The organism is Mycobacterium szulgai (genome assembly GCF_002116635.1).
Taxonomy (GTDB): Bacteria; Actinomycetota; Actinomycetes; order Mycobacteriales; family Mycobacteriaceae; genus Mycobacterium; species Mycobacterium szulgai.
On sequence record NZ_LQPW01000110.1, the window covers coordinates 1 to 23,016 of the forward strand.

General features: G+C 66.8%; 17 protein-coding genes and 1 riboswitch. Of the genes, 9 read left to right on the plus strand and 8 right to left on the minus strand.

The window, feature by feature from the left end:
• Both AWC27_RS15755 and AWC27_RS15760 read right to left on the minus strand, forming a co-directional pair.
• A partial coding sequence (locus AWC27_RS15755; protein WP_139837035.1) for a PE family protein occupies positions 1 to 827 on the minus strand: 827 nt, incomplete at its 3' end.
• A 121-nt stretch (positions 828 to 948) separates the two neighbouring features.
• A complete protein-coding gene (locus AWC27_RS15760) occupies positions 949 to 4,167 on the minus strand; it encodes a LuxR family transcriptional regulator (protein ID WP_085671370.1) in 3,219 nt (1,072 codons plus the stop codon).
• Between the two features lie 206 nt (positions 4,168 to 4,373).
• Between AWC27_RS15760 and AWC27_RS15765 the strand changes: the two genes are divergently transcribed.
• The 6 genes from AWC27_RS15765 to AWC27_RS15790 all read left to right on the plus strand — a co-directional run bounded on the left by AWC27_RS15765 (position 4,374) and on the right by AWC27_RS15790 (position 10,669).
• Positions 4,374 to 6,137 (plus strand): PPE family protein, encoded by a 1,764-nt coding sequence (locus AWC27_RS15765; protein ID WP_085671341.1) that lies wholly within the window; start codon positions 4,374 to 4,376, stop codon positions 6,135 to 6,137.
• Positions 6,138 to 6,185: 48 nt separating this feature from the next.
• Positions 6,186 to 7,526 (plus strand): PE family protein, encoded by a 1,341-nt coding sequence (locus AWC27_RS15770; RefSeq protein WP_085671342.1) that lies wholly within the window; start codon positions 6,186 to 6,188, stop codon positions 7,524 to 7,526.
• A gap of 14 nt (positions 7,527 to 7,540) precedes the next feature.
• Positions 7,541 to 8,650 carry a PPE family protein gene (locus AWC27_RS15775; protein WP_085671343.1) on the plus strand — a complete coding sequence of 370 codons (1,110 nt, stop codon included), beginning with the start codon at positions 7,541 to 7,543 and terminating at the stop codon, positions 8,648 to 8,650.
• Between the two features lie 84 nt (positions 8,651 to 8,734).
• Positions 8,735 to 9,031 (plus strand): WXG100 family type VII secretion target, encoded by a 297-nt coding sequence (locus AWC27_RS15780; RefSeq protein WP_085671344.1) that lies wholly within the window; start codon positions 8,735 to 8,737, stop codon positions 9,029 to 9,031.
• A gap of 10 nt (positions 9,032 to 9,041) precedes the next feature.
• Positions 9,042 to 9,326, plus strand: a complete 285-nt coding sequence (locus AWC27_RS15785) for a WXG100 family type VII secretion target (protein ID WP_085671345.1) — start codon at positions 9,042 to 9,044, stop codon at positions 9,324 to 9,326.
• A 182-nt stretch (positions 9,327 to 9,508) separates the two neighbouring features.
• Positions 9,509 to 10,669, plus strand: a complete 1,161-nt coding sequence (locus AWC27_RS15790) for a PPE family protein (RefSeq protein WP_085671346.1) — start codon at positions 9,509 to 9,511, stop codon at positions 10,667 to 10,669.
• Here AWC27_RS15790 and AWC27_RS15795 read toward each other — a convergent pair whose 3' ends face one another.
• Positions 10,670 to 12,061: a flavin monoamine oxidase family protein gene (locus AWC27_RS15795; protein WP_085671347.1), complete on the minus strand. Its 1,392-nt coding sequence runs from the start codon at positions 12,059 to 12,061 to the stop codon at positions 10,670 to 10,672. It lies immediately after the preceding gene.
• A 39-nt stretch (positions 12,062 to 12,100) separates the two neighbouring features.
• The gene (locus AWC27_RS15800; protein WP_085671348.1) at positions 12,101 to 13,549 is read right to left on the minus strand and encodes a short-chain fatty acyl-CoA regulator family protein; all 1,449 of its coding nucleotides are present in this window, start codon (positions 13,547 to 13,549) and stop codon (positions 12,101 to 12,103) included.
• Positions 13,550 to 13,644: 95 nt separating this feature from the next.
• On the opposite strand from AWC27_RS15800, the gene AWC27_RS15805 reads away from it, so the two are divergent.
• Positions 13,645 to 15,147, plus strand: coding sequence for an MmgE/PrpD family protein (locus AWC27_RS15805; protein ID WP_139837037.1), 1,503 nt, complete (start codon positions 13,645 to 13,647; stop codon positions 15,145 to 15,147).
• The gene (locus AWC27_RS15810) at positions 15,144 to 16,256 is read left to right on the plus strand and encodes a bifunctional 2-methylcitrate synthase/citrate synthase (RefSeq protein ID WP_085671349.1); all 1,113 of its coding nucleotides are present in this window, start codon (positions 15,144 to 15,146) and stop codon (positions 16,254 to 16,256) included. Before AWC27_RS15805 ends, AWC27_RS15810 begins: the two co-directional genes overlap by 4 nt.
• On the opposite strand, the gene AWC27_RS15815 is transcribed toward AWC27_RS15810, so the two are convergent.
• A complete protein-coding gene (locus tag AWC27_RS15815; protein ID WP_245847169.1) occupies positions 16,253 to 16,474 on the minus strand; it encodes a hypothetical protein in 222 nt (73 codons plus the stop codon). The two genes, AWC27_RS15810 and AWC27_RS15815, sit on opposite strands and share 4 nt — an antisense overlap.
• Before the next feature lie 139 nt (positions 16,475 to 16,613).
• On the opposite strand from AWC27_RS15815, the gene AWC27_RS15820 reads away from it, so the two are divergent.
• Positions 16,614 to 18,335: a DUF3556 domain-containing protein gene (locus tag AWC27_RS15820; protein WP_085671350.1), complete on the plus strand. Its 1,722-nt coding sequence runs from the start codon at positions 16,614 to 16,616 to the stop codon at positions 18,333 to 18,335.
• A gap of 78 nt (positions 18,336 to 18,413) precedes the next feature.
• Here AWC27_RS15820 and metE read toward each other — a convergent pair whose 3' ends face one another.
• From metE to AWC27_RS15835, 3 genes are all read right to left on the minus strand, one after another.
• Positions 18,414 to 20,693: a 5-methyltetrahydropteroyltriglutamate--homocysteine S-methyltransferase gene (metE, locus tag AWC27_RS15825; protein ID WP_085671351.1), complete on the minus strand. Its 2,280-nt coding sequence runs from the start codon at positions 20,691 to 20,693 to the stop codon at positions 18,414 to 18,416.
• Between the two features lie 139 nt (positions 20,694 to 20,832).
• A riboswitch (cobalamin riboswitch) is annotated at positions 20,833 to 21,059 on the minus strand.
• A 35-nt stretch (positions 21,060 to 21,094) separates the two neighbouring features.
• Positions 21,095 to 21,736, minus strand: a complete 642-nt coding sequence (locus tag AWC27_RS15830; protein WP_085671352.1) for an SDR family oxidoreductase — start codon at positions 21,734 to 21,736, stop codon at positions 21,095 to 21,097.
• Entirely contained in the window at positions 21,733 to 22,995 is a 1,263-nt protein-coding gene (locus AWC27_RS15835) for a TetR/AcrR family transcriptional regulator (protein WP_085671353.1), read from the minus strand. Before AWC27_RS15835 ends, AWC27_RS15830 begins: the two co-directional genes overlap by 4 nt.
• Between the last annotated feature and the right edge of the window lie 21 nt (positions 22,996 to 23,016).

Below are 23,016 nucleotides of genomic sequence, written 5' to 3' on the forward strand. Positions count from 1 at the left end.
ACCCCGCCGGCCCCGCCGGCGCCGAACAGCCCGCCTGTTCCACCGGCGCCGCCGGTCCCGCCGGTCGCGGATCCGGAGGTTCCGCCGTTCCCGCCGGCCCCGCCGCTGGAGAAGAGGCCGCCGTTGCCGCCGGCGCCCCCGGCGCCGCCGGCTTGGGTGATGCTGTCGGCGTGCCCGCCGCCGCCGCCGGCCCCGGCTGCGCCGAAGAGCAGGCCCGCGTTGCCGCCGGAGCCGAACAGGCCCGCGGCCCCGCCGTGGCCGCCGGCCCCACCTTGGCCGGCGAGGGCCAGGGGCGATCCGCCAGCGCCGCCGGCACCGCCGTTGCCGATCAGCCCGCCGGCCCCGCCGTTGCCGCCGTTGCCACCGTTGAGGCCGCCGTTGGTACCGGATCCACCGGCGCCGCCGTTGCCGATCAACCAGCCGCCGTCCGTCCCGTTTTGGCCGGTCCCCGCGACGCCGTTGACGCCGTTGCCGATCAGCGGACGTCCGGTCGCAGCCTGGATGGGCGCGTTGATCCCGTCGAGCAAGCTCTGCAGCGGAGACGCGTTGGCAGCCTCGGCTGCCGCGAACATCGCGCCGCCGGCGCTCATCGTCTGTACGAACTGCTGGTGAAACATCGCCGCTTCGGCACTGAGGACCTGATAGGCCTGACCGTGCGCTCCGAACATCGCCGCGATCGCCGCCGACACCTCGTCGGCGCCGGCGGCCAGCAGTGCGGTGGTCGGAGCCGCCGCCGCGGCATGGGCCGTGCGCAACGCCGATCCGATGCTCTGCAAATCCGTTGCCGCCGACGTCAGCATCTCCGGGGTCACTAACACAAAAGACATCGCCGTCCTCCCGCTCGTCACTTGAATCGGGTTAAGGATGCGAGCTGAAGCGGATAAGAACGTCGGTCAGGAGACGTAGATTTCGCGCGGTGGGGGTCGTAGATTGACCTGCCGCCAGGGCTTAGCTGCGGCTGGCCCCTTCATGAGCCAACTGCACGCGAGAGGTGAGGCCCAGCTTCGCGTACACGTGCGTGAGGTGAGTCTGCACAGTACGACGGGAAACGAACAGCCGGGCCGCTATCTCGTTGTTGGCCAACCCGTCAGCAACCAGTCGCACGACGTCGCGCTCGGTGGGGGTCAGCGACGCCCAGCCGCTGCTCGGGCGTTTGCGTTCGCCCCGGCCGCGCCGTACGTAGGCGACCGCCTCATCGATGGACAGGCCGGCACCTTCGGCCCACGCGTTATCGAAGTCCTGCTGTCCCAGGGCATCCCGAAGCGCAGTGGCCATTGCCTCGTAGCCGGCGTCGTAGATTTTGAACCGGACCACGCCCATCTGCCGCCGAAACTCGTTCGCGGCGCCGAAGAGTCGTACCGCATCCCGATAGCTCAAGCCGTCGGCGGCCAGCCGCCCAAGGCACTCGAGAACATCGGGGACGGCCGAGTAAGCCTCGTATTCAGCGGCGCAGGCAAGCGCTTTGTGCGCGTCGCGTTCGGCTTGTTCGGGTTCGCCTTTCGCGATCGCTATGCGGGCCCGCGTGGTCAGCGCGCGGGCCAGGTGCCAGCCGGCCGATACCGATACCTCGTGCTCTACCGAGACCGCGGCGGCTACCAAATCACCTTGCGCCAACGCGATCTCGGCCATCGGATTGGTTACCGTCGCGGCCAGCTCACCTTGGGCGCCCAGCAGCTGCTGTGCCGCCGCACTGGCCTGCGCCGCTGCGGTCACATCGCCGGCGGCCACGGCCGCGGTTGCCAGCACGGCATAGCTGAAACCCTCATTGAACGGCCACAAATCGGAGGCTGCCGCCAGCGAAGCGTTGGCCGCAGCCATCGCGGCGTGCGTATCACCGTGTAACGCAAGCGCATTGGCCAGCGCAAGCCGGCTGCCCCAGCTGAACAGCGCGTCGTGAGCGGCATCGGCATCCCCGCTGACCGTGCGGAATTGAGTAATCGCCTCGGGCAGAGCACCTTTCATCATCTGTGCCAACCCGAGGGTCCAGCGACAGGAGCGCGCGTGAAACCGATCGCCGATCGCCTCGCCCAGCTCGCGGCCTTCTTGGGAGGCCGCGAACGCCTCGACCGGATCACCCGCGTAGAAGGCGCCGTAGGCCTGCCAGGTCAGGATCTGGGTGAGCCGCCACCGGTCGCCCAGCTCGCGAGCAATGCCGATTGCCTCGGCGAGGTACGGGCGTGCCGCTTCGGCGCTGTAGGAACTGATGGCACCGCATGCGGTGAGCGCGCGGGCCAGCAGCGCCGGGTCGTCGATCTCGCGCGCGATAGCCACGGCCTGGTGTGCCTGGTCGAGGTTGTCGTGGATGCTGCGTGAGGCGTCCAGGGACGCCTTGTCGGCCAGCGCCCGCCCACGCACCACCGCCGAGACGTCGGCGTGGCGTGCGCTCTGATCGGTCAGCACCGCGTCGAACCAGGCCAGCCCCTCCTGGATTCGGCCGCGGGTCAGCCACAGCGGCTGCAGGGACGACGTCAGCTCCAGCGCCGCCTGGACCTCGCCGTCCTCGCGGCTGCACGCGAACGCGGCGCGCAGGTTGTCGATCTCGATCTCGACCTGCTCGATGCGGCGCTGGTGATCGCCGTCCGCGGGGTTGTCCAGCAACGCGGCCATCTGGGTGTAGTGATCGCGGTGGCGCGCGCGAACCGCCTCGGCCTCAGCGGACTCGCGTAGCTTTTCCATCGCATAGTGACGAACCGTCTCCAGCATTCGGTAGCGAGTTCGGTCTCCGGCGACTTCGGCTACCACCAGCGACTTGTCCACCAGCCGGGTGAGCTCATCGATCACCAGATGCGGCTGCAGATCATCGTCGCCGCAGACGACTCGCGCCGCCTCCAGGTCGAATCCGCCGCTGAACGTGGCCAGCCTGCGGAACAGCACCCGTTCGGGTTCGCTAAGCAGGGCGTGCGACCAGTCGACGGATGCGCCCAGCGTTTGCCGGCGGCGCAACGCCGTCGGTCCGTCGCCGGTCAGCAGCCGGAAGCGGTGCCGCAGGCCGTCGAGGATCTCCGTGAGCGACATCACCCGCACGGCCGCCGCCGCGAGCTCAATCCCGAGCGGCAAGCCGTCCAGGCGGCCGCAGATATCGGCCACGGCGGCTGCATCTGCGGCGCTGATATTGAAGTCCGGGCGCGCCAGGCGCGCGCGGTCGACGAAAAGCTCGATCGCTTCGTCGGTCAGCGCCAACGAGGGCACTCGCCAGGTCAGCTCGCCGGGCACCCCGATCGGTGCGCGGCTGGTGGCCAAGATCGTCAACCGCGGGCAGGCGCCCAGCAGTTCGCCGGTCAGGGCGGCGCACGCGTCGATCAGGTGCTCGCAGTTGTCCAGCACCATCAGCACGTCGCGGTCGCCGACGAAGCGCGCCAGCGTGTCCAGCGCGGTGCGGCCCGGTTGGTCCGGCAGATCCAGGGCTCGCAAAACCGCTACCGGAACGACCTCGGGGTCACTGACGGGTGCCAGATCTACAAACCACACTCCGCCGCCGAATTCGGCCGCCGCCTGCGCCGCGATCTGCACCGCCAGCCGCGTTTTCCCGACGCCGCCGGCGCCGGCCATGGTCACCAGCCGGTTGTCGGCCAAGAACTTGCGTACGTCGGTGATCTGTTCGCTGCGGCCGACGAATCGGGTCAGCTGCGCCGGAACACCATGTGGTGCAACAATATTCAGGTTATGTAGCGGCGGGAACTCGACCCGTAGATCGGGATGACACAACTGCGTCACCCGTTCGGGGCGGGGCAGGTCGCGCAGCCGGTGAGTGCCGAGGTCGGTCAGCCAGACGTCGGCAGGCAGTTGGTCGACGACCAGATCGTGGGTGGTGCCCGACACCACGATCTGGCCGCCATGCGCCAGTTCCCGCAACCGCGCCGCCCGGTGCAGGGTTGGACCCGAATAGTCACCCGAGTGACCCGCCTGCACCTCGCCGGTGTGCACCGCGACGCGCAGCTGGATGGGTGCCAGCGGCGCCTGCTGCAAATCGATGGCACACGCCAGGGCGTCGGTGGTGCGTGGGAACATCGCCACGAAGCCGTTCTCGTCTCCAAGTTTGACCGGTCCAACCCCGTCGTTGGCCGCAATGATCTCGGCTGCTATCCGATCAAGTCGTGCGAGCGGCGTCGAGCATTCCGCGTCGGCGAGCAACAGGGTTACCGTCCTCGTCGGCAGAAACTCACTCACGCACATGTCACTCCGCTTTCATGGCGATCTATCCGTGACTAACTCAGTGTCACGCACGCGGGGCGCCAACGGTTCAACATGAGTGCAAAAAGTTCTGTCAAACGGCGCTACGACCCCCTCGGGTCGCCCATCTACGACCCCCTTGCCCGGCCTATTTACGCGTTGTGACTGACGTTCATCGGCCCACCGCCGCGCATTCTTTGGCCATGAATTTCTTGGTATTACCGCCGGAGATCAATTCGGCGCGGATGTTTCTGGGGGCGGGATCGGCGCCGCTGTTGTCGGCGGCAGCGGCGTGGGACGGTTTGGCCGGTGAGCTGGGCGAGGCGGCGAGTTCGTTCGGGTCCGTCGCCTCAGGGCTGGCAGGCACGGCGTGGCAGGGTCCGGCGGCCACCGCGATGACGGCCGCGGCCGCGCCCTACGTGGGGTGGCTGTCGGCCGCGGCGGCTCAGGCGCAGGGGTCGGCAGGGCAAGCCCGCGCGGCGGTCTCGGCGTTCGAGTCCGCGGTGTCAGCGACGGTGCACCCCGGATTGGTCGCGGCGAACCGCAATCAGCTGGTGTCGTTGGTGCTGTCCAACCTGTTCGGTCAGAACGCGCCTGCGATCGCGGCGGCCGAGGCTTCCTATGAGCAGATGTGGGCTCAGGATGTGGCCGCGATGGTGGGCTACCACGGCGGGGCGGCCGCGGCCGTGGCGCAGTTGATGCCCTTCCAGACGCTGCAGCAGGCACTGGCAGGTATACCGGGGTTGCCCGCGAACCTGGGCGCAGGAAACATCGGCAGCTCGAACGCGGGCGGCGGTAATCACGGCAGCGGCAACCTGGGCAGCGGCAACAACGGCAACCAGAACGTCGGCAACGGCAATATCGGCAACACCAACCTGGGCAGCGGGAACAACGGGATCGGCAACGTCGGAAACGGCAACCGCGGCGACCAGAACATCGGCAGCGGTAATGCCGGCACCAAGAACACCGGCAGCGGAAACGTCGGCAACGGCAACGTCGGTCTGGGAAACCTCGGCAACGCCAACACGGGCAACGCGAACCTCGGCAACGCCAACATGGGCAATGCAAACCGCGGCGACGCCAACATGGGCTTCGGCAACCGGGGCAGCAACAACGTCGGCGCCGGCAATACCGGCAACCACAACTTCGGCTTCGGCAACACGGGCAACAACAACATCGGCTTCGGGCTGACCGGTGACAACCAAGTGGGTTTCGGCGCGCTCAACTCCGGAACCGGCAACATCGGCTTCGGCAACTCGGGCACCGGCAATATCGGGTTCTTCAACTCGGGCACCGGAAACGTCGGCTTCTTCAATTCCGGCAACCACAGCTTCGGCTTCGAGAATTCGGGCAGCTTCAACACCGGATTCACCAACTCCGGTCAGGGCAATACCGGCTTCTTCAATGGCGGCTTCAACAATGTGGGTTTCGGAAACGCGGGCGCGAACAACTTCGGAATGGACAACGGCGGCTCCCAGAACATGGGTTACGGGAACGCGGGATTCCAGAACACCGGCAGCATGAACGCCGGCTCGATCAACACCGGTGATTTCAACGCCGGCGACATCAATACCGGCTGGGCTAACTCAGGCGGCAGCAACACCGGCGGCTTCAACGCGGGCAAGCTGAACACCGGCTTCGGCAGCGCGATCACGCCTGTCGGTGTCAAGAACTCCGGATTCGGCACCACCGGGCTGGACTCGTCGGGCTTCTTCAACTCCGGCGGCGACACCTCCGGATTCCAGAACACGGGGCTGGCCTTCGAGTCGGGATTCGGCAACTCCGGCAACGGAAACAATGTGGGCATCAACAACCACGGCAGCTTCCTCGCGGGCATCAACAACACCGGCTTCGACAATATCGGCATCGCCAATTCGAATGTCTTCAATTCGGGATTCGGTAACTCGGGCAATGACGACTCCGGGTTCTTCAACAAGGCGGACGCGAAGTCCGGCTTCTTCAATTAAGCCCGGTGTTCATCGGGCGTCGTTAACCATTTCCTCGAGGGAGAAGATATGTCGTTTGTGATCGCCATGCCCGAACTGTTGCAGGGTGCGGCCCAGGATTTGGCGGGCATTCGCGCCTCGCTGACCCAGGCCGCCGCCACCGTGGCCGGCCCCACTACCGGTATAGCGGCAGCGGCTCAAGACGAGATATCGATGGCGATCGCTTCCATGTTCGGCAGCTTCGGCGAGGACTTTCAGGCCCTGCACGCCCAAGCGCAAGCGTTCCACGAACAATTCGTCGCCGTGATGAGCGCGGGTGCCGGCGCCTACGCGAGTGCCGAGGCTGCAAACGTCGAGCAGATCCTGCTCGGCGGATCACCCGCCTACCAAACGCTTTTCGCGAATACCGCCGCCAATCTCCAAACTCTGCAAAGCGCCGTCGCGGCGAATCCGACGCCGCTGCTGGCGCAGTTCATCAAAAACCAGATGGGCTACGAGCAGACGATCGCCGCCACGCTGGGCGGCGGCCTGCCGAATTTCCCCGCCCTGCAGCAGCTTTTCCCGCCTGATCCGGCGGGGTTGCTGCAGGGGATCGTCAACCAGCAAACCGGCTACGGCCAGACCATCTCCACCGCACTGGGCGCCGCCGGCCAGGACTTACGGGCCGCCGCGAATGCCTTGCCGGCAACGTTGCAAACGGCCTTCCAGCAGCTTGCGGCCGGAGACGTCACCGGCGCGGCGCGCGGTGTCGCAACGGGCTTCGGAAACCTGTTTGTGACGGGTCTGGTTGCCAACCAGGACATGACGACGTTCCTCATCAACATCAGCCCGACCGGAACACTGGGCGATTTGTTGCCGATCTTCGCCATCCCCGGGCAGATGGCGCAGAACCTCACCGATCTAATACCCGCCGGCTCCATTCCCGCTCAGATTTCCCAGCACCTCACCAACGCGATCAATACGCTGACCGATACCTCGCAAACGTTGGACCTGACTACCGGTGAGCTTCATGTGGGATTGCCGTTGGTGTTGGGGCTCGACGCGATTGGTCCGGTGGTCACCAGCCTGAACGCGTTCGGCTCCAGCGGCAGCGCAGTTCTGGGCGCGCTGCAAACCGGCGACGCCCTGGGGGCCACCGCGGCGCTGTTCGACGCACCCGCCAACATTCTCAACGGTTTCCTCAACGGCCAAGCCACACTGCCACTTTCGGTTTCGCTGGGGGACCTCACGACCACGACGAACATCCCACTCGGCGGGCTCCTCACTCCCGCTCAGCCCGCTTCGCTGACGGTCGAAATATTCGGCACGACAGGGACAATCCCCCTGACCGGAACGAACTTCGGAGGACTCCTCCCGGCGCTGCTGAGCTTCCTGCCCGAACAGCTTGCCCAGGCCATCGGCCCGGGCTGAGAACGGACCCGATTATGGAATTCCTAGTCTTACCACCGGAAATCAATTCCGCGCTGATGTACGCCGGGGCAGGGGCGGGCCCGCTGTTTCTGGCAGCGACGGCGTGGCAGGGGTTGGCCGCCGACTTGCACACCTCGGCGTCGTCTTTCGACTCGGTGGTCACCGCGCTGGCCACCGGGCCGTGGTCGGGTCCGGCGGCGACGGCGATGGCCGCGGCCGCCGCGACGTATGTGTCGTGGCTGTCGTCGGCCGCGATGCAGGCGGCGGGGACGGCGGGTCAGGCCCAGGCCGCGGCGACAGCGTTTGAAACGGCGCAGACGGCGACTGTGCATCCCGCGGCGGTGGCCGCCAACCGGGCCTCGTTAACGTCTTTGGTGGCAACCAATTTCATCGGCCAGAACACACCCGCGATCGCGGCCACCGAGTTCGACTATGTGGCGATGTGGGCCCAGGACGTGGCCGCAATGCTGGGATATCACGCAGGTGCGGCGTCGGTGGCAGCGGCGTTGACGCCGTTTGCGCTCCCGCCGATCGATTTGCCGGGCTTGGCTTCTACGGTCGGGGCGGTGGCCGACGCGCTGACTCCGGTGACCCAGGCCGCGACGGCAGCGGTGCAGTCGCTGCTGTCCGGATCGTCGCTGCAGTCGCTGACCTCGGTCGCGCAGGTCGCGGCCACTCCGGTCAGCATGCTGATGTCGCCGATGATGTCGTTGGCACAGGGCGCCAACGGCGCCGGGGTGGCCGGCACGGGGCTGGTCACCGGGATCGCCGACGCACCGAAGCTGGTCGGCGACACCGCTCCCGCGCTCAAGGGCGGCATGGGTGTAGGCACCGCGGCCGACTTGGGTAAGGCTCGGCTGGTGGGAGCGGTGTCAGTGCCGCCGTCCTGGCCGGGATCGATGCCGAAAGGCGTTGTCAGTTCGGCTGTTTCGGGATTGGGGGCATTGTCCAACGCCGCCGAGATGTCCCAGCCTGCCGCCGGCGGCATGCCGATGATGCCGATGCCGATGGGAATGGGCGGAGCCGGCGCCGGTACACCCGGGGGCATGCTGGGCCGCGGCGGGGCGAGTCCACATGTGGTCCAACAGCGGCCGAGCGTGATTCCGCGAACCGGGGTCGGATAGAGCGGGGGTGATCGGCGGGGTGACCGGCGGAGATTGTCAGCCACGATGTGGAACCAATTATATTGCAGTGAAAGGAAATAGGTAATGACCACGAGGTTTATGACCGACCCGCACGCGATGCGGGACATGGCAGGACGTTTCGAGCTACACGCTCAGACGGTCGAGGACGAGGCGCGCCGGATGTGGGCGTCGTCGCAGAACATCTCCGGCGCGGGCTGGAGCGGGATGGCGCAGGCGACATCGCTGGACACGATGAGCCAGATGAATCAGGCGTTTCGCAACATCGTGAGCATGCTGCACGGCGTACGCGACGGCCTGGTCCGCGACGCCAATAACTATGAGCAGCAAGAACAAACGTCGCAGCAAGCATTGAGCAGTTAGGAATTCGGCGATGACGATCAATTACCAGTTCGGTGACGTGGATGCCCACGGGGCATTGATTCGGGCGCAGGCGGCATCGCTGGAGGCCGAGCACCAGGCGATCGTGCGTGATGTGCTGGCCGCCGGGGACTTCTGGGGTGGCGCCGGCTCGGTGGCCTGCCAGGAGTTCATCACCCAGTTGGGCCGCAATTTCGCGGTGATCTACCAGCAGGCCAACACCCACGGCCAGCAGGTGCAAGCCGCGGGCGCCAATATGGCGCAAACCGACTCCAGCGTCGGTTCCAGCTGGGCCTAGCCAGCGCTGTTGTTCGCGGGCGGCAGCCGGCTTGCCGGCCGCGAACAAGCCTGCCGGTAGCCGGTCGCGAAGCTGGGCAGCGCCTGCGGAGTTCCTGAGTGACTCCTGAATCAAAGCTATGAGCGGCCCGATCTTTGATGTGATCTAAGTCATCGGATTCCGCTGCCTGGTTGGGGGTGCGAATGATTCTGGACTTCGCGTGGTTGCCGCCGGAGATCAACTCGGCGCGAATCTTTTCCGGTGCGGGCTCGGGCCCGTTGTTCACCGCGGCCTCGGCCTGGGACGGGCTGGCCACCGAGCTGCGGGCCTCGGCGTCGTCGTTCGAATCGGTGATCACCGCGCTGACGGGCGGCCCGTGGGCGGGTCCGGCGTCGGTCTCGATGGCCGCGGCCGCGGCCCCCTATTCGGGGTGGCTGAGCGGCGCGGCGGGGCAGGCGGAGTCGGCGGCCGGTCAGGCGCGGGCGGCGGCCACGGCGTTTGAGACGGCGATGACGGCCACAGTCCATCCGGCGGCCGTTGCCGCGAATCGAACGTCGTTGCTATCGCTGATCGCGACGAATTTCCTGGGCCAGAACACACCGGCGATCGCGGCCGCCGAGTTCGATTACGTCGAGATGTGGGCCCAGGATGTGGCCGCCATGGTCGGCTATTACAGCGGAGCCACTTCGGTGGCGTCCATGCTGACGCCGTTCAGCATGCCGCCACTGAATCTGGCGGGGCTGAATCTCGCGGGGTTGGCCTCGACAGCGACGGCAGCGGTGTCACCGGCCATTCAGGGCGCGGTGGCTCCGCTGTCGGGCGCGGTGACGGCGGTCCAGTCGGCCGCTTCGGCCATTCCATTGCAGTCAGTGATATCGGTGGCGCAGATCGGCATGTATCCGGCCAGCATGCTGATGTCTCCGATGATGCAGCTGGCGAGCGTTGCGCGCACGGGCACGGCCGGAGCGACCGGCGCCGCCGCCGGGTTGGCCGATGCGCCGAAGTTCGTCGGTAGCGCCGCTCCGGCCATGAAGGGCCTCGGCGGCGGGGGGCTGGGTGGCGGAATGTCAGCTGCACTGGGCCACTCACGGCTGGTGGGGGCGATGTCGGTGCCCCCGACGTGGCAGGGGTCGACGCCGGCCGCGATGGCCAGTTCGGCGATACGTGGGATGGGCGCGCTGCCGACTGTGGCGCCGATGGCTCAGGCGGCGCCCACCGGCGGCGGCATGCCGATGATGCCAATGCCGATGGGTGCCGGCGCCGGCGGCGCGGGCATGCCCGGCGGGATGATGGGCCGCGGCGGCGCGAGTCCGCATGTGACGCAGCAGCGGCCGAGCGTGGTACCGCGCACCGGAATCGGCTAGCTAAGTCGTTGCGGCCGTTGCGGTTTCGGTCGCCACAGCTAGCACTTCTGATGCGGCCCGCTCGCCGGAACGAATCGCGCCGTCGACCCAACCGCACATGGTGGCTGAACTCTCGGTGCCGGCCCAGTGCACCCGACCGCAGGGCGCCCGCAGGGCGTGACCGTATTCGGTGAGTACGCCGGTAGGGGTGTGACTGATCATCCCGCCGCCGGAGTAACGCTCGGTGGTCCAGTTCTGCTCGTGGTATTCGAGGAGCCGGGCTGCCTTGTCGCCGAACCGGTCGACGAGCTGGGCGATGACCGCGGCCTTGCGGTCGGCCTCGTCGAGGCGGGTGAGCTGGCGCGCGGCAACCCCTTCGGTGATGACGCACATGATCCCTGGGTTTCCGGTGTCGGTGCAGGCATCGATGGTCAGTGTGGCCGGGGTACCCGGCGCCGCCGATTGCCCGGACAATCCGTCGGCGCGCCAGAACGCGTCGTCATAGATGATCGACGTCTTGAGGATCGCGCCGCCGGGCATCCGCTGGTTCAGCAATGTCCGATCAACCGGCAGCATGGGCTCGTAGTCGATGGAGCCGGCAATGGCCATCGGGATCGTGACGATGACCCGCTGCGCCCGCACGCTCAAACCATCGGAGCGCACCGTTACTCCGTCGGCGTCCTGACTGATCTGCCGGACCGGCTGCGACAAATGCAGCGCATCACCCAGCTGGGCGACGATCGGGCGGTAGATGGCACCCATGCCGCCAACCGGGCGGGCATCCTGAGCGCCGCCCTTGCCCGAAATGACAAAGCTGGGACCGCCGATGGTGGAACTGCCGGCCGACGCCATCTGCAGCAGCATCCACAGCATCGAAACCTCGGCCGGCGCACAGGTATACGGGCCGGCCAAGGCCATGTCCAGCATCTCGCGCGCCGGCCTGGACAACACGTTGCGCTCGAGCCAGTCGCCCAGGCTGATCCGGTCCCACTCGGCGGCCTCCTTGGCCTCCCAAGGGGCTTCGCGCGGAAGCGATTTGCACATCTGCTCCACACTCATCAGGCCCATGCCCACGTTGGCTACCGCCCACGGGCTCATCGTCCACGGCAACTTGCCGCCGTAGCGGTGCTTCTTGCCGTCGACCACCATCATGGCGTCGCCGTCGTTGTGCTGCTTGTACTCCGGCACGCCGAATTCCTGCATCAGCGCATAGATCCGGTCCTGGCCCGGCCCGATCCAGGCGCCCCCGCGATCGATCCACAGCCCGTCGTCGCGGGTGACGGTGAAGGTGCGACCGCCCACCCGGTCGCGGGCCTCCAGCACGGCCACCGAGCGACCCGCCTGCTTCAACCGGAGCGCGGCCGTCAAACCCGCGAATCCGGCACCGACCACGCAAAAATCGACATCTGTCACGCCTGGCTCCTCAGTTGCGGTTGCCGCCTCAGCTGCAAGCTACACCGATTGGCCGGTCGACGAATACGGAAAACTGCTACCGGTGTTCTCGTCGACCGTGACGTGCCCGCCGAGGAAGGGGAACGCGCGCTGCGCGCAGGCGGGCCGGTTGCAGATCTTGCAGCCCGCACCGATAGGCACGGCAGTGCCCGGATCGTCGAGGACGATTCCGCTGGAGTAGACGAGTTTGTCGGCATAGGCCAGCTCGCAGCCCAGTCCGACGGCAAAGCTCTGGTGCTGCCCCAGATAGCCGCGGCCCTCGGGCGCAATGGTTTTGGCCACCCAGAAGTACGATCTGCCGTCGGGCATCTGCGCCACCTGAACAACGATCCGTCCGGGTTGGGAGAATGCGTCGTGCACCACCCACAGGGGGCAGCTGCCGCCCACCCGGCTGAAATGAAAGGCCGTGGCGGACTGGCGTTTCGAGATATTACCGGCCTTGTCGGTGCGCACGAAGATGAACGGCACCCCGCGCTGCTGCGGGCGCTGCAGCGTGGAAAGCCGGTGGCACACGGTCTCGAAGCCGACCCCGAACCGACGGCCCAGCAGGTCGATGTCATAACGCAATTCGGCTGCGGCACGGTGGAATTCGCGATAGGGCAACAGAAGGGCGCCGGCGAAGTAGTTGGCCAGCCCGATCCGCGCAACGCCGCGGGCTTCGGGGCTCAGCTGGTCGTCGGTCGCCACGATCGCCGAGATCAGCTCCGATTGGCTGAGCAGCGCCAGTTGAGTGGCGATCTGAAAGGCGCGCTGGCCGGGCCGCAGCCAGTGGGCAACACCAAGCACCTTGGTTTCCGGGTGGTAGCGGCGCTTGGTGGTCTCGGGCAGGCCGTCGTCGATCACCACGGCGATGCCGAACTGATCGCGCATCAGCGAGGTCAGCTGGATGTCGAGCTCACCGACCCGCATCCCGTTGTCGTTGAACATCTTTTCCGCCGCCGCGTCCAGCTCCCCGATGTAATTGCTGCGGTCGTAGAAGAAATCGCGGACCTCCTCGAACGGCATCGGCCGCTCGGGCGCCAGCCCGGTGTCCGCGGTTGCCCGAGATCGGTAGCCTTCCAATTCCTCGGTGGCATCGCGCAATCGGCGGTGGACGGCGACCAGGCTGCGCCCTACCTCGGGCATGCGGGCGACGAATTCCTCGATCCGGCCGGGACTGATCGCGTCTTGCGCGGCGGCTTCGGTGAAGACGTCGCTGAGGTCGGCCACCAGCCGCGCATCGGAATCCGAGGAGAAGTACTGCGCGGGCAGATCGAAGCGCTCGGTCAGCGCTAACAGCACCGGCACGGTGATGGGCCGCTGATCATTCTCCAGCTGATTGACGTAGCTGTTCGACAAGTCCAGCGCGCGGGCCAGTGCCGCCTGGGTGAGCCCGCGCTCCTGACGCAGCCGCCGCAGCCGGGCTCCGGTAAATGTCTTCGCCACATCGCGCACACTACTCCGATCGATATTCGCAAAGTTCGCAAAGCGCGACCATATAGGACACTAAAATACGCACTTGCAGGAGCTTTCACTCGCGGCTCGATGTGCATAACGTGTGGATTATGTTGTTGCACGAAGTCCGGTCGCATCGCAGCGCCGACGAATTGCCGCTGACCGAACAGTTGGCCCACAAGATCGCGCTGGTCGCTACCGATCCGGTTGCCGTCGAGCCGCAGACCGCGGACATGCTGCTCAATCGCATCATCGACAACGCCGCAGTCAGCGCCGCCGCGGTGCTGCGCCGCCCCGTCGCGGTGGCACGTGAACAGGCGCTGGCGCATCCGGCTCGCCGCGGTGCCGGCGTCTTCGGGGTCCAGGGCAGTTACTCGGCGGAGTGGGCGGCCTGGGCCAACGGCGTCGCGGCGCGCGAATTGGATTTCCACGACACGTTTTTGGCCGCCGACTACGCTCACCCCGCCGACAACATCCCGCCACTGGTGGCCGTCGCGCAGCAACTGGGTGTCAGCGGGGCCGGCCTGATCCGCGGCCTGGCCACCGCGTATGAGATCCACATCGATCTGGTCAAGGGAATCTGCCTGCACGAGAACAAGATTGACCAGGTCGCGCACCTGGGCCCGGCGGTCGCGGCCGGCATCGGCACCATGCTTGGGCTGGACACGCAGACCATCTGCCACGCCATTGGCCAGGCCCTGCACCTGACCACCAGCACCCGGCAATCACGCAAAGGCGCGATCTCCAGCTGGAAGGCGTTCGCCCCTGCTCACGCCGGGAAGATCGCGATCGAGGCCGTCGACCGCGCGATGCGCGGTGAGCGCTCACCGGCACCCATCTGGGAGGGCGAGGACGGCGTCATCGCCTGGCTGCTCGGTGGACCCGACCGGACCTACCAGGTGCCGCTGCCCGGCCCCGGCGAACCCAAGCGCGCCGTCCTGGACAGCTACACCAAGCAGCACTCCGCGGAATACCAGAGCCAGGCGCCCATCGACCTGGCCTGCCGGTTGCGTCAGCGCATCGGGGATCTCGACCAGGTCGCCTCCATCGTGTTGCACACCAGCCACCACACCCATGTGGTGATCGGCACCGGTTCGGGTGACCCGCAGAAGTTCGACCCCGACGCGTCGCGAGAAACCCTCGACCACTCGCTGCCCTACATCTTCGCGGTTGCGCTGCAGGACGGCGGCTGGCACCACGAGCGCTCCTACACATTCGAGCGGGCGCACCGGCCCGACACCATCGCGCTGTGGCGAAAGATCAGTACGGTCGAGGATCCGGAGTGGACCCGCCGCTACCACTCGGCCGATCCGGCACAGCGGGCGTTCGGCGCGCGCGCCGAGGTGAGGATGCGCAGCGGTGGGGTGATCGTCGACGAACTAGCGATGGCCGATGCCCATCCGCTGGGCGCAAGACCGTTCGAACGCAAGCATTACCTGCAAAAATTCACCCAACTCGCCGACGGCGTGGTGGAACACGTTGAGCAGCAACGTTTTTTGGCCACAGTGGAAACCCTGGCCGAGCTCGCGGATACCGGTGCGCTGAACATAGTGGTCGATGCGCGGGTGCTGGACCGGGCGCCGCTGATTGCGGACGGGATCTTCAAGTCATGACCGCGGCTACTGAGATCCGCAAGGGCCTGGCCGGCGTGGTGGTGGACACCACGGCCATCTCCAAGGTGGTGCCCGAAACCAACTCGCTGACCTACCGCGGATATCCGGTGCAGGAGCTGGCCGCTCGCTGCAGCTTCGAACAGGTCGCGTTCTTGCTCTGGCGCGGGGAGTTGCCCACCGACGCCGAACTGGCGCTGTTCAGTCAGCGCGAGCGCGCCAGTCGCCGGCTGGATCGCTCGATGCTGTCCTTGATGGCCAAGCTGCCGGACAACTGCCATCCGATGGACGTGGTACGCACCGCGATCAGTTACCTGGGTGCCGAAGATCCCGACGAGGACGACGATTCGGCGAACCGGGCCAAGGCGCTGCGGATGATGGCGGTGTTGCCGACGATCGTGGCCGTCGATATGCGCCGTCGTCGCGGCCTGGCCCCGATCCCGCCGCACGCCGGGCTGGGGTATGCCCAGAACTTCCTCAACATGTGCTTCGGCCAGGTGCCAGAACCCGCCATTGTTTCGGCGTTCGAGCAGTCGATGATTCTTTACGCCGAACACGGTTTCAACGCGTCCACGTTCGCCGCGCGGGTGGTCACGTCGACGCGGTCGGACATCTACAGCGCGGTCACCGCAGCGATCGGCGCGCTCAAGGGGCGGCTGCACGGCGGCGCCAACGAGGCCGTCATGCGCGACCTGCTCGAGATCGCAGAACCGGCGAACGCGCGAGAGTGGTTGCGCGGCAAGCTCGCTCGGCACGAGAAGATCATGGGTTTCGGGCACCGGGTATACCGCAACGGTGACTCCCGGGTGCCGACCATGCGCCAGGCCCTGGCCCGCGTCGCCGCGCTGCGCGACGGCCGGCGCTGGCTGGACATCTACCAGGTGCTCGAGGCGGAAATGGCGGTAAACACGGGGATAAGGCCCAACCTGGACTTTCCCACCGGGCCCGCCTATCACCTGATGGGTTTCGACATCGCCAGCTTCACGCCGATATTCGTGATGAGCCGGATCACCGGCTGGACTGCGCACATCATGGAACAGGCGGCGGCCAACACCCTGATCCGGCCGCTGAGCGCCTACTCAGGGTGCGAACAACGAGCGCTGCCCGGCTAATCCGGTCCGCCGTACTGCCAGACCAGGCCGTGGGTGCCGGTCATCATGTGGTTGCACCACATCGTCTGTCCGTTGGCGTCCTGCGTGGTGGCGTGCCAGACGGTGCACGGATCGCCTGGCCCGGGTGGGTTGGCGAGCGCGGCGGGGGCCGCAACGCCGAAGCCGATCGATGCGGCAGCGGTGGTCATCGCCAGCACGGCGAGCCGAAATCTTGTCACGATGGCATCTCCTCAACGCTGAGCAGGAAGCCGGACCTGAGAACCCGAAGCTTCACGGTAGTCCCGAAACGACCCGCCGGTAAAGGATTCGGCAGCCGAACCGAGCGCCCGCCTAGAACACGTTCTAATCTGTCAAACCATGGGATTTCTGAAGCCCGAACTGCCGCAGATCGACGTAGCCGAGTGGAGCAAGGGCACCCGCAGCGAAAAGATCCGACCGATGGCCAGACACTGGGCCGAAGTCGGTTTCGGGACGCCGGTGGTACTGCATCTGTTCTACGTCGCCAAGATCCTGCTCTACATCCTGTTCGCCTGGCTGATCGTGCTGAGCACCAAGGGAATCGATGGTTTCACCAACGTTCGGGCATGGTACGCCGAACCGATCGTGTTCGAGAAGGTCGTGCTGTACACGATGCTCTTCGAGGTCGTCGGGCTGGGTTGCGGCTTCGGGCCGCTGAACAACCGGTTCTTTCCGCCCATGGGCTCGATTCTGTATTGGCTTCGGTTCGGGACCATCCGGCTGCCACCGTGGCCGGATCGGGTCCCGATGACCCACGGCACCAAGCGCAAGCCGGTCGATGTCGCGCTGTACGCGTTGCTGCTGATCGCGCTGGTGGCGGCGCTGTTCACCGACGGCACCGGGCCGGTGCCCGAGCTGGGCAGCACGGTCGGGCTGTTGCCGACGTGGCAGATCGTGTTGATCCTGGTGCTGCTCGCGGGGACCGGGCTGCGGGACAAAGTCATCTTCCTGGCCGCCCGTGGTGAGGTGTACGGGTCCCTCACGGTGACATTCTTGTTTGGCGGTGTGGACATGATCGTCGCCGCCAAACTGGTGTTCCTGGTGATCTGGATGGGCGCGGCGACCTCCAAGCTCAACAAGCACTTCCCGTTCGTGATCTCCACGATGATGTCCAACAACCCGCTATTCCGGCCGCGGTTCATCAAGCGGCTGTTCTTCGAGAAGTTCCCCGACGATCTGCGGCCCGGGCTGTTGTCGCGGATCTTCGCCCACGTCAGCACCTTCATCGAGATGTGCGTGCCCGTGGTCTTGTTCTTCGCTCACGGCGGCTGGCCCACCACCGTGGCCGCGATCGTGATGGTGTGCTTCCACCTGGGCATCCTGACGGCCATCCCGATGGGGGTACCGCTGGAATGGAACGTCTTCATGATCTTCGGTGTGCTGTCGCTGTTCGTCGGCCATGCGCGTCTGGGCCTGACGGACGTGAAAAGCCCCGTGCCAGTGGCGATTCTGTTCGCGGTGGTGGCCGGAACCGTGATCCTGGGCAATCTGTTTCCCCACAAGATCTCGTTTCTGCCCGGCATGCGCTACTACGCCGGCAATTGGGACACCACCCTGTGGTGTATCAAACCCTCAGGCGCGGACAAGATCACCCGCGGCATCGTGGCGATCGCGAGCATGCCGCAGGCCCAGCTGGAGCGCTTCTACGGCAAGGATCGAGCGCAGATTCCGATGTATCTGGGATACGCGTTCCGCGCCATGAACACCCACGGCCGGGCGCTGTTCACGCTGGCGCACCGGGCGATGGCCGGCCAGAACGAGGACGACTACGTCGTCACCGACGGCGAACGGATCTGCAGCACCGCCATCGGCTGGAACTTCGGCGACGGTCACATGCACAACGAGCAGCTGATCGAGGCCATGCAGCAGCGCTGCCGCTTCGAGCCGGGCGAGGTGCGCATCGTGCTGCTCGACGCGCAGCCCATCCACAAGCAGACGCAGGCCTACCGGTTAGTGGATGCGGCCACCGGCGAGTTCGAACGCGGCTACGTCCGGGTCGCCGACATGGTGACCCGCCAGCCCTGGGCCGACGACGTTCCGGTACACGTGCTGTCCGAGTAGCTCTGCAGCGCCGCGAGCGTAACGCCACTGCGAAATTTCGCGGGTGAAGTCGCAATGGCGTTACGCTCGTGGCCACAGTCAGACCCCCGCGCGCACCTCCCGCGCCGCGGCCACCATGTTGCGCAGCGAGGCGGTCACCTGGTCCACGTTTCGGGTCTTCAGTCCGCAGTCGGGGTTGACCCACAGCCGCTCGGCCGGAACCGCGCGCAATGCGGCGCGTAATGACTCGGCCATCTCGCCGGTGCTGGGCACCCGCGGCGAATGGATGTCATAGACCCCCGGTCCCACGCCGTTGGCAAACCCGATCGCATTCAGATCGTCCAGCACCTCCATGTGTGAGCGGGCCGCCTCGATGGACGTCACGTCGGCGTCCAGATCGGCAATGGCGCCGATCACCTCGCCGAACTCCGAATAGCACAGGTGGGTGTGGATCTGCGTCGAGTCGGCGACTCCGGAGGTGGCCAAGCGGAAAGAACCTACGGCCCAACGCAAGTACTCGTCCTGATCGGCGCGGCGCAGCGGCAGCAGCTCCCGCAGTGCGGGCTCGTCGACCTGGATGACCGCGATGCCGGCGGACTGCAGATCCACGGTCTCGTCGCGAATGGCCAGCGCCACCTGATTGGCGGTGTCGGCCAGCGGCTGGTCGTCACGCACGAACGACCACGCCAGAATCGTCACCGGACCGGTCAGCATGCCCTTGACCGGTTTGTCGGTCAGCGACTGCGCGTAGGTGATCCAGCCGACCGTCATCGGGTGGGGCCGGGCGACATCGCCATAGAGGATCGGCGGGCGCACGCAGCGGCTGCCGTAGGACTGCACCCAGCCGTTCTGAGTGGCGAAGAAGCCGTCGAGCTGCTCGGCGAAGTACTGGACCATGTCGTTGCGCTCCGGTTCACCGTGCACCAGAACATCGAGGCCCAAATCCTCCTGCAGCTTGATGACGTCGGCGATCTCGGACTTCATCCGGCGCACGTATTCGTCGGAGTCGATCTCGTGGGCGCGCAGCGCCGCGCGCGCCTTGCGGATCGCCGAAGTCTGCGGGTAGGAGCCGATCGTCGTGGTCGGCAGTGGCGGCAGGTGCAGGCGCGCGTCCTGGCTCGTGCGGCGCTGCGCGGGGTCGCCGCGGTGGGCCCCGGAGGCCACGATCGAATCGATGCGAGCCCGGACCTGCCCATTGTGCAGTCGCGGGTCGCGCTTGCGGGATGCGACGGCGGCGTTGGATGCTGCGATCTCGTCGGCGACTGTTTCGCGCCCGTCATGCAAAGCGCGGGCCAGGACGACTACCTCGCTTACCTTTTCGGCGCCGAACGCCAGCCAGCTGCGCAACGCGTCGTCCAGATCGCTCTCGGGTTCCAGCGAGTACGGCACGTGCATGGTGGAACACGACGTCGAAACGGCAACGGTGCCAGCCGAACCCAGCAGGCGGGCCAGTTTGCCCAGTGCGGCCTCCAGGTCGGTGCGCCAAACGTTGCGTCCGTCCACGACGCCGGCCACCAGCGTCTTGCCGGACAACTCGGGTGCTCGAAATATTGAGGCGACCGCCTCAGTGGCACCCGCCACCAGGTCGACGCCGATCGCCTCCACCGGTGTGCGGGCCAGCCCCGCCAGGGCGCTGCCCGGGTCGCCGAAGTAGGTCGCGACATAGACGGCCGGACGGTTGCGCACCGAGCCCAGCGCGGTATAGACGGCCTCGGCCAGCGCGGGCGCGTCTGCTGAGATGTCGGTGACCAGCGCCGGCTCGTCGAACTGCACCCACGTGGCGCCGTTATCGGCGAGTAGCGACAACAGCTCGGAGTAGACCGGCACCAGCTCCCTTAGCCGTTCGATAGGAGCCCCACCACCGTTGACGGCCTTGCTCAGCAACAGGAAAGTCACCGGCCCGATGACGACGGGCCGCGCCGGAATCCCTTGCTCCAGAGCTTCTTTCAGCTCGGAGAGCACCTTGTCCGGGTTCAGGGCGAACCGGGTCGCGGGCTCGATTTCTGGAACCAGATAGTGATAGTTGGTGTCGAACCACTTCGTCATCTCCAGCGGAGCGACCTCGTCATTGCCACGCGCGGCGGCAAAGTACCGGTCCAGCTCGTCGGAAATGCCGCTCACCCGGGCCGGCAGCGCCCCGAGCAGCACCGCGGTGTCGAGCATCTGGTCGTAGTAGGAGAAGGTGTTCACCGGCACCGAGTCCAGGCCGGCGGCGGCCAGGTCCGACCAGTTGTCGCGGCGCAGCGTAGCGGCAATGGACTCCAGCTCTGATCGGCTGGTGCGCCCGGCCCAGTAGCCTTCGGTCGCGCGCTTGAGTTCACGGCGCGGCCCGATCCGGGGAGAGCCGGTGATGGTTGCGGTAAAGGGTTCAGCGGTCACTATCGGTCCTTCAATCGACGGTGTGGGTCACCGCCCGCGGACGCGCAGCCGATCCGGGTCGCGGTAGGCACCATAACTACGTAACCGCAACACGTACGGCCAAACGCCCATTCCACGAGGCGATGAGCCGCCGGACGCGGCGCGCCCGGCACGGCTGGCAGGTCTTCGGACTCGCAGGCGCGCACTTTCCGGTGCTCCTACTAACCGTCGCTTCCCAGTTCCAGACCCTCTGGCGACCAGTGCTTGTCTATCGACGAGACGGCGTTCGTTCCTGCATACCGCTGCGGGACAGTCCCGGATTCTCACCGGGTTCCCTCTCGCGTCGCATCGTGTGCTTCGCTCGATGCCGGCGCCGCAAGTGCGACGACGGCAGACCAGCTGCACTGTCGAGGCTACTACTGCTACCTGGTCAGCGCGTCGGCGATCGGCACGTCGCCGTTGTTGAAGTCGATGGTTCGGCCGATCGTCGAGGGGTCGTTCAGCGCCGCGGCGATGACCAGGGCGACGTCGGCCCGCGAAACGCTACCCTTGCCCGCGCCGACGGCGATCCGGCCGGTCGCCGGCTCGAAGGTGAGCCGGCTGGGGCCCAGCACGGTCCAATTCAGTTCGCTGGCGCGCAGGTGCGCGTCGGCGGCGGCCTTGGCCTCCGCGTAGGGGAAGAACGGATCACCTTGCGGGACACCATGGTCGGGTCCGGCCCCGAAGTAGGACACCATGACGAAGCGGTTGACCCCCGCACTTGCGGCGGCGTCGATCACCCGGATCGCGGCGTCCCGGTCGACGGCATAGGTGCGCGCCGGGTTGCCGCCACCGGCCCCGGCGGAGAAGACCACCGCGTTGTGTCCGGTCAGCAGATCCGACAGCGCCCCGGTGTCGAGCCGCTCGATGTCGGCGACGACGGGCTCGGCCCCGGTGGCCGCCACGTCCTGGATGTGGTCGGGATTGCGGAAGACGGCACTGACCTCGTCGCCACGCTCGGTGAGGATGCGCGCCAGCTGCAATGCGACCTTGCCGTGGCCGCCGATCACCACGATGCGCGTCATGAGCGGACCGCAACGCCGCGCAGCACCGTATCCCGGGCCAGGATGAGCGAGGTCCGGGTGCCGACCGCGCGCAGGATGTTCTCCGGGATCCACTGCATGCCGATGATGGACCGGGCCAGCATCACTGTGGAGGGCGCGTCGATTCGTATCTCGCCCGACCGGATCCCCTCGGAGAGAAGCGATTTCATTTGCCGCAGGCGAGTGGTGTACAGCCAGCCGGGATTGGCCGTGTCGGGCGGCGATTGGCGCATCCAGGCCAGCTGGATCCGGAATTCGTCGGAAAACCGGTCCAGCGCATTGACATTGACCCAGCTCAGGGCGTCCAGTTTGGCAATGGGCGTGGCGTCGGAGCGCAGCACACTGACCCAGCCGGCCTCGACCTTCTGCCCAAAGGAACGCATGATCGAGGCGAGCAGTTCGTCCTTGGATCCGATTACCCGGTACACGGTCCCGGTGCCGAGTCCGGCCGCCGCGGCGATGTCGCGGATCGTGGTCACCTCATATCCCTTGCGGCCGAACTCCGTTCGCGCCACTGCGCGCAGCGCAGCCGCCTTGTCGCCGGGGCCGGCTTGGCTGTCGTCGGCCCACGATGCGATGACGTCGCTGGCCGCCGCGAACGCGCTGGAGCCGTCCAGGACCGAATCGGCCGGTGGTTGGGCTGCCAAGCCCTGCAGGATGATTCGGCACATGAGGCCGGCCACCTGGTCGGCCGAGGAGTTGTGCCGGATGACGTCGAGCCCGACCTGCAGCATGGATTGACAAATCCGGTCGGCGAGGGTGGGTAGGTCGACCTCGGCGTTGATGTAGCCACTCCACCTGGCCGCACGCAGCGTTTGCAGCATCGCCTGCTGGACCGCGGCCGGCCGCTGCTGGGTCAGCGTCACCAGTTCGGGATCCGCGCTGGGCCCTTCGTAGAACGACATCTGCAGCGCCGCACGATGCCGCACGGCGCAATTGGCGATCGCGGCCCCCAGGTCGCCGATCTGTTCATCCGCCGGCCGCGAATCGGGCTCATCCAAACGCGCCTGCGCCGCGTGCCCGATCCGATCCAGATCGGCCTGGTAGCGCCGGATCAGTTCGATGAGGATGGCTTCTTTGGATTCGAAATGGTGATACAGGCTGCCCGGCAGAATGCCTGCCGCATCGGCGATCTCCTGCAGGGAAGTGCGCAGTCCCGACGACGCGATCAGCGACGCCGCGGTCGCCAGGATCTCGGCGCGGCGGGTTCCGGTGTCGTTCGCGGTGTCGGCTTTGGCCATGGCCGGCTGCTTGTCCTCCCC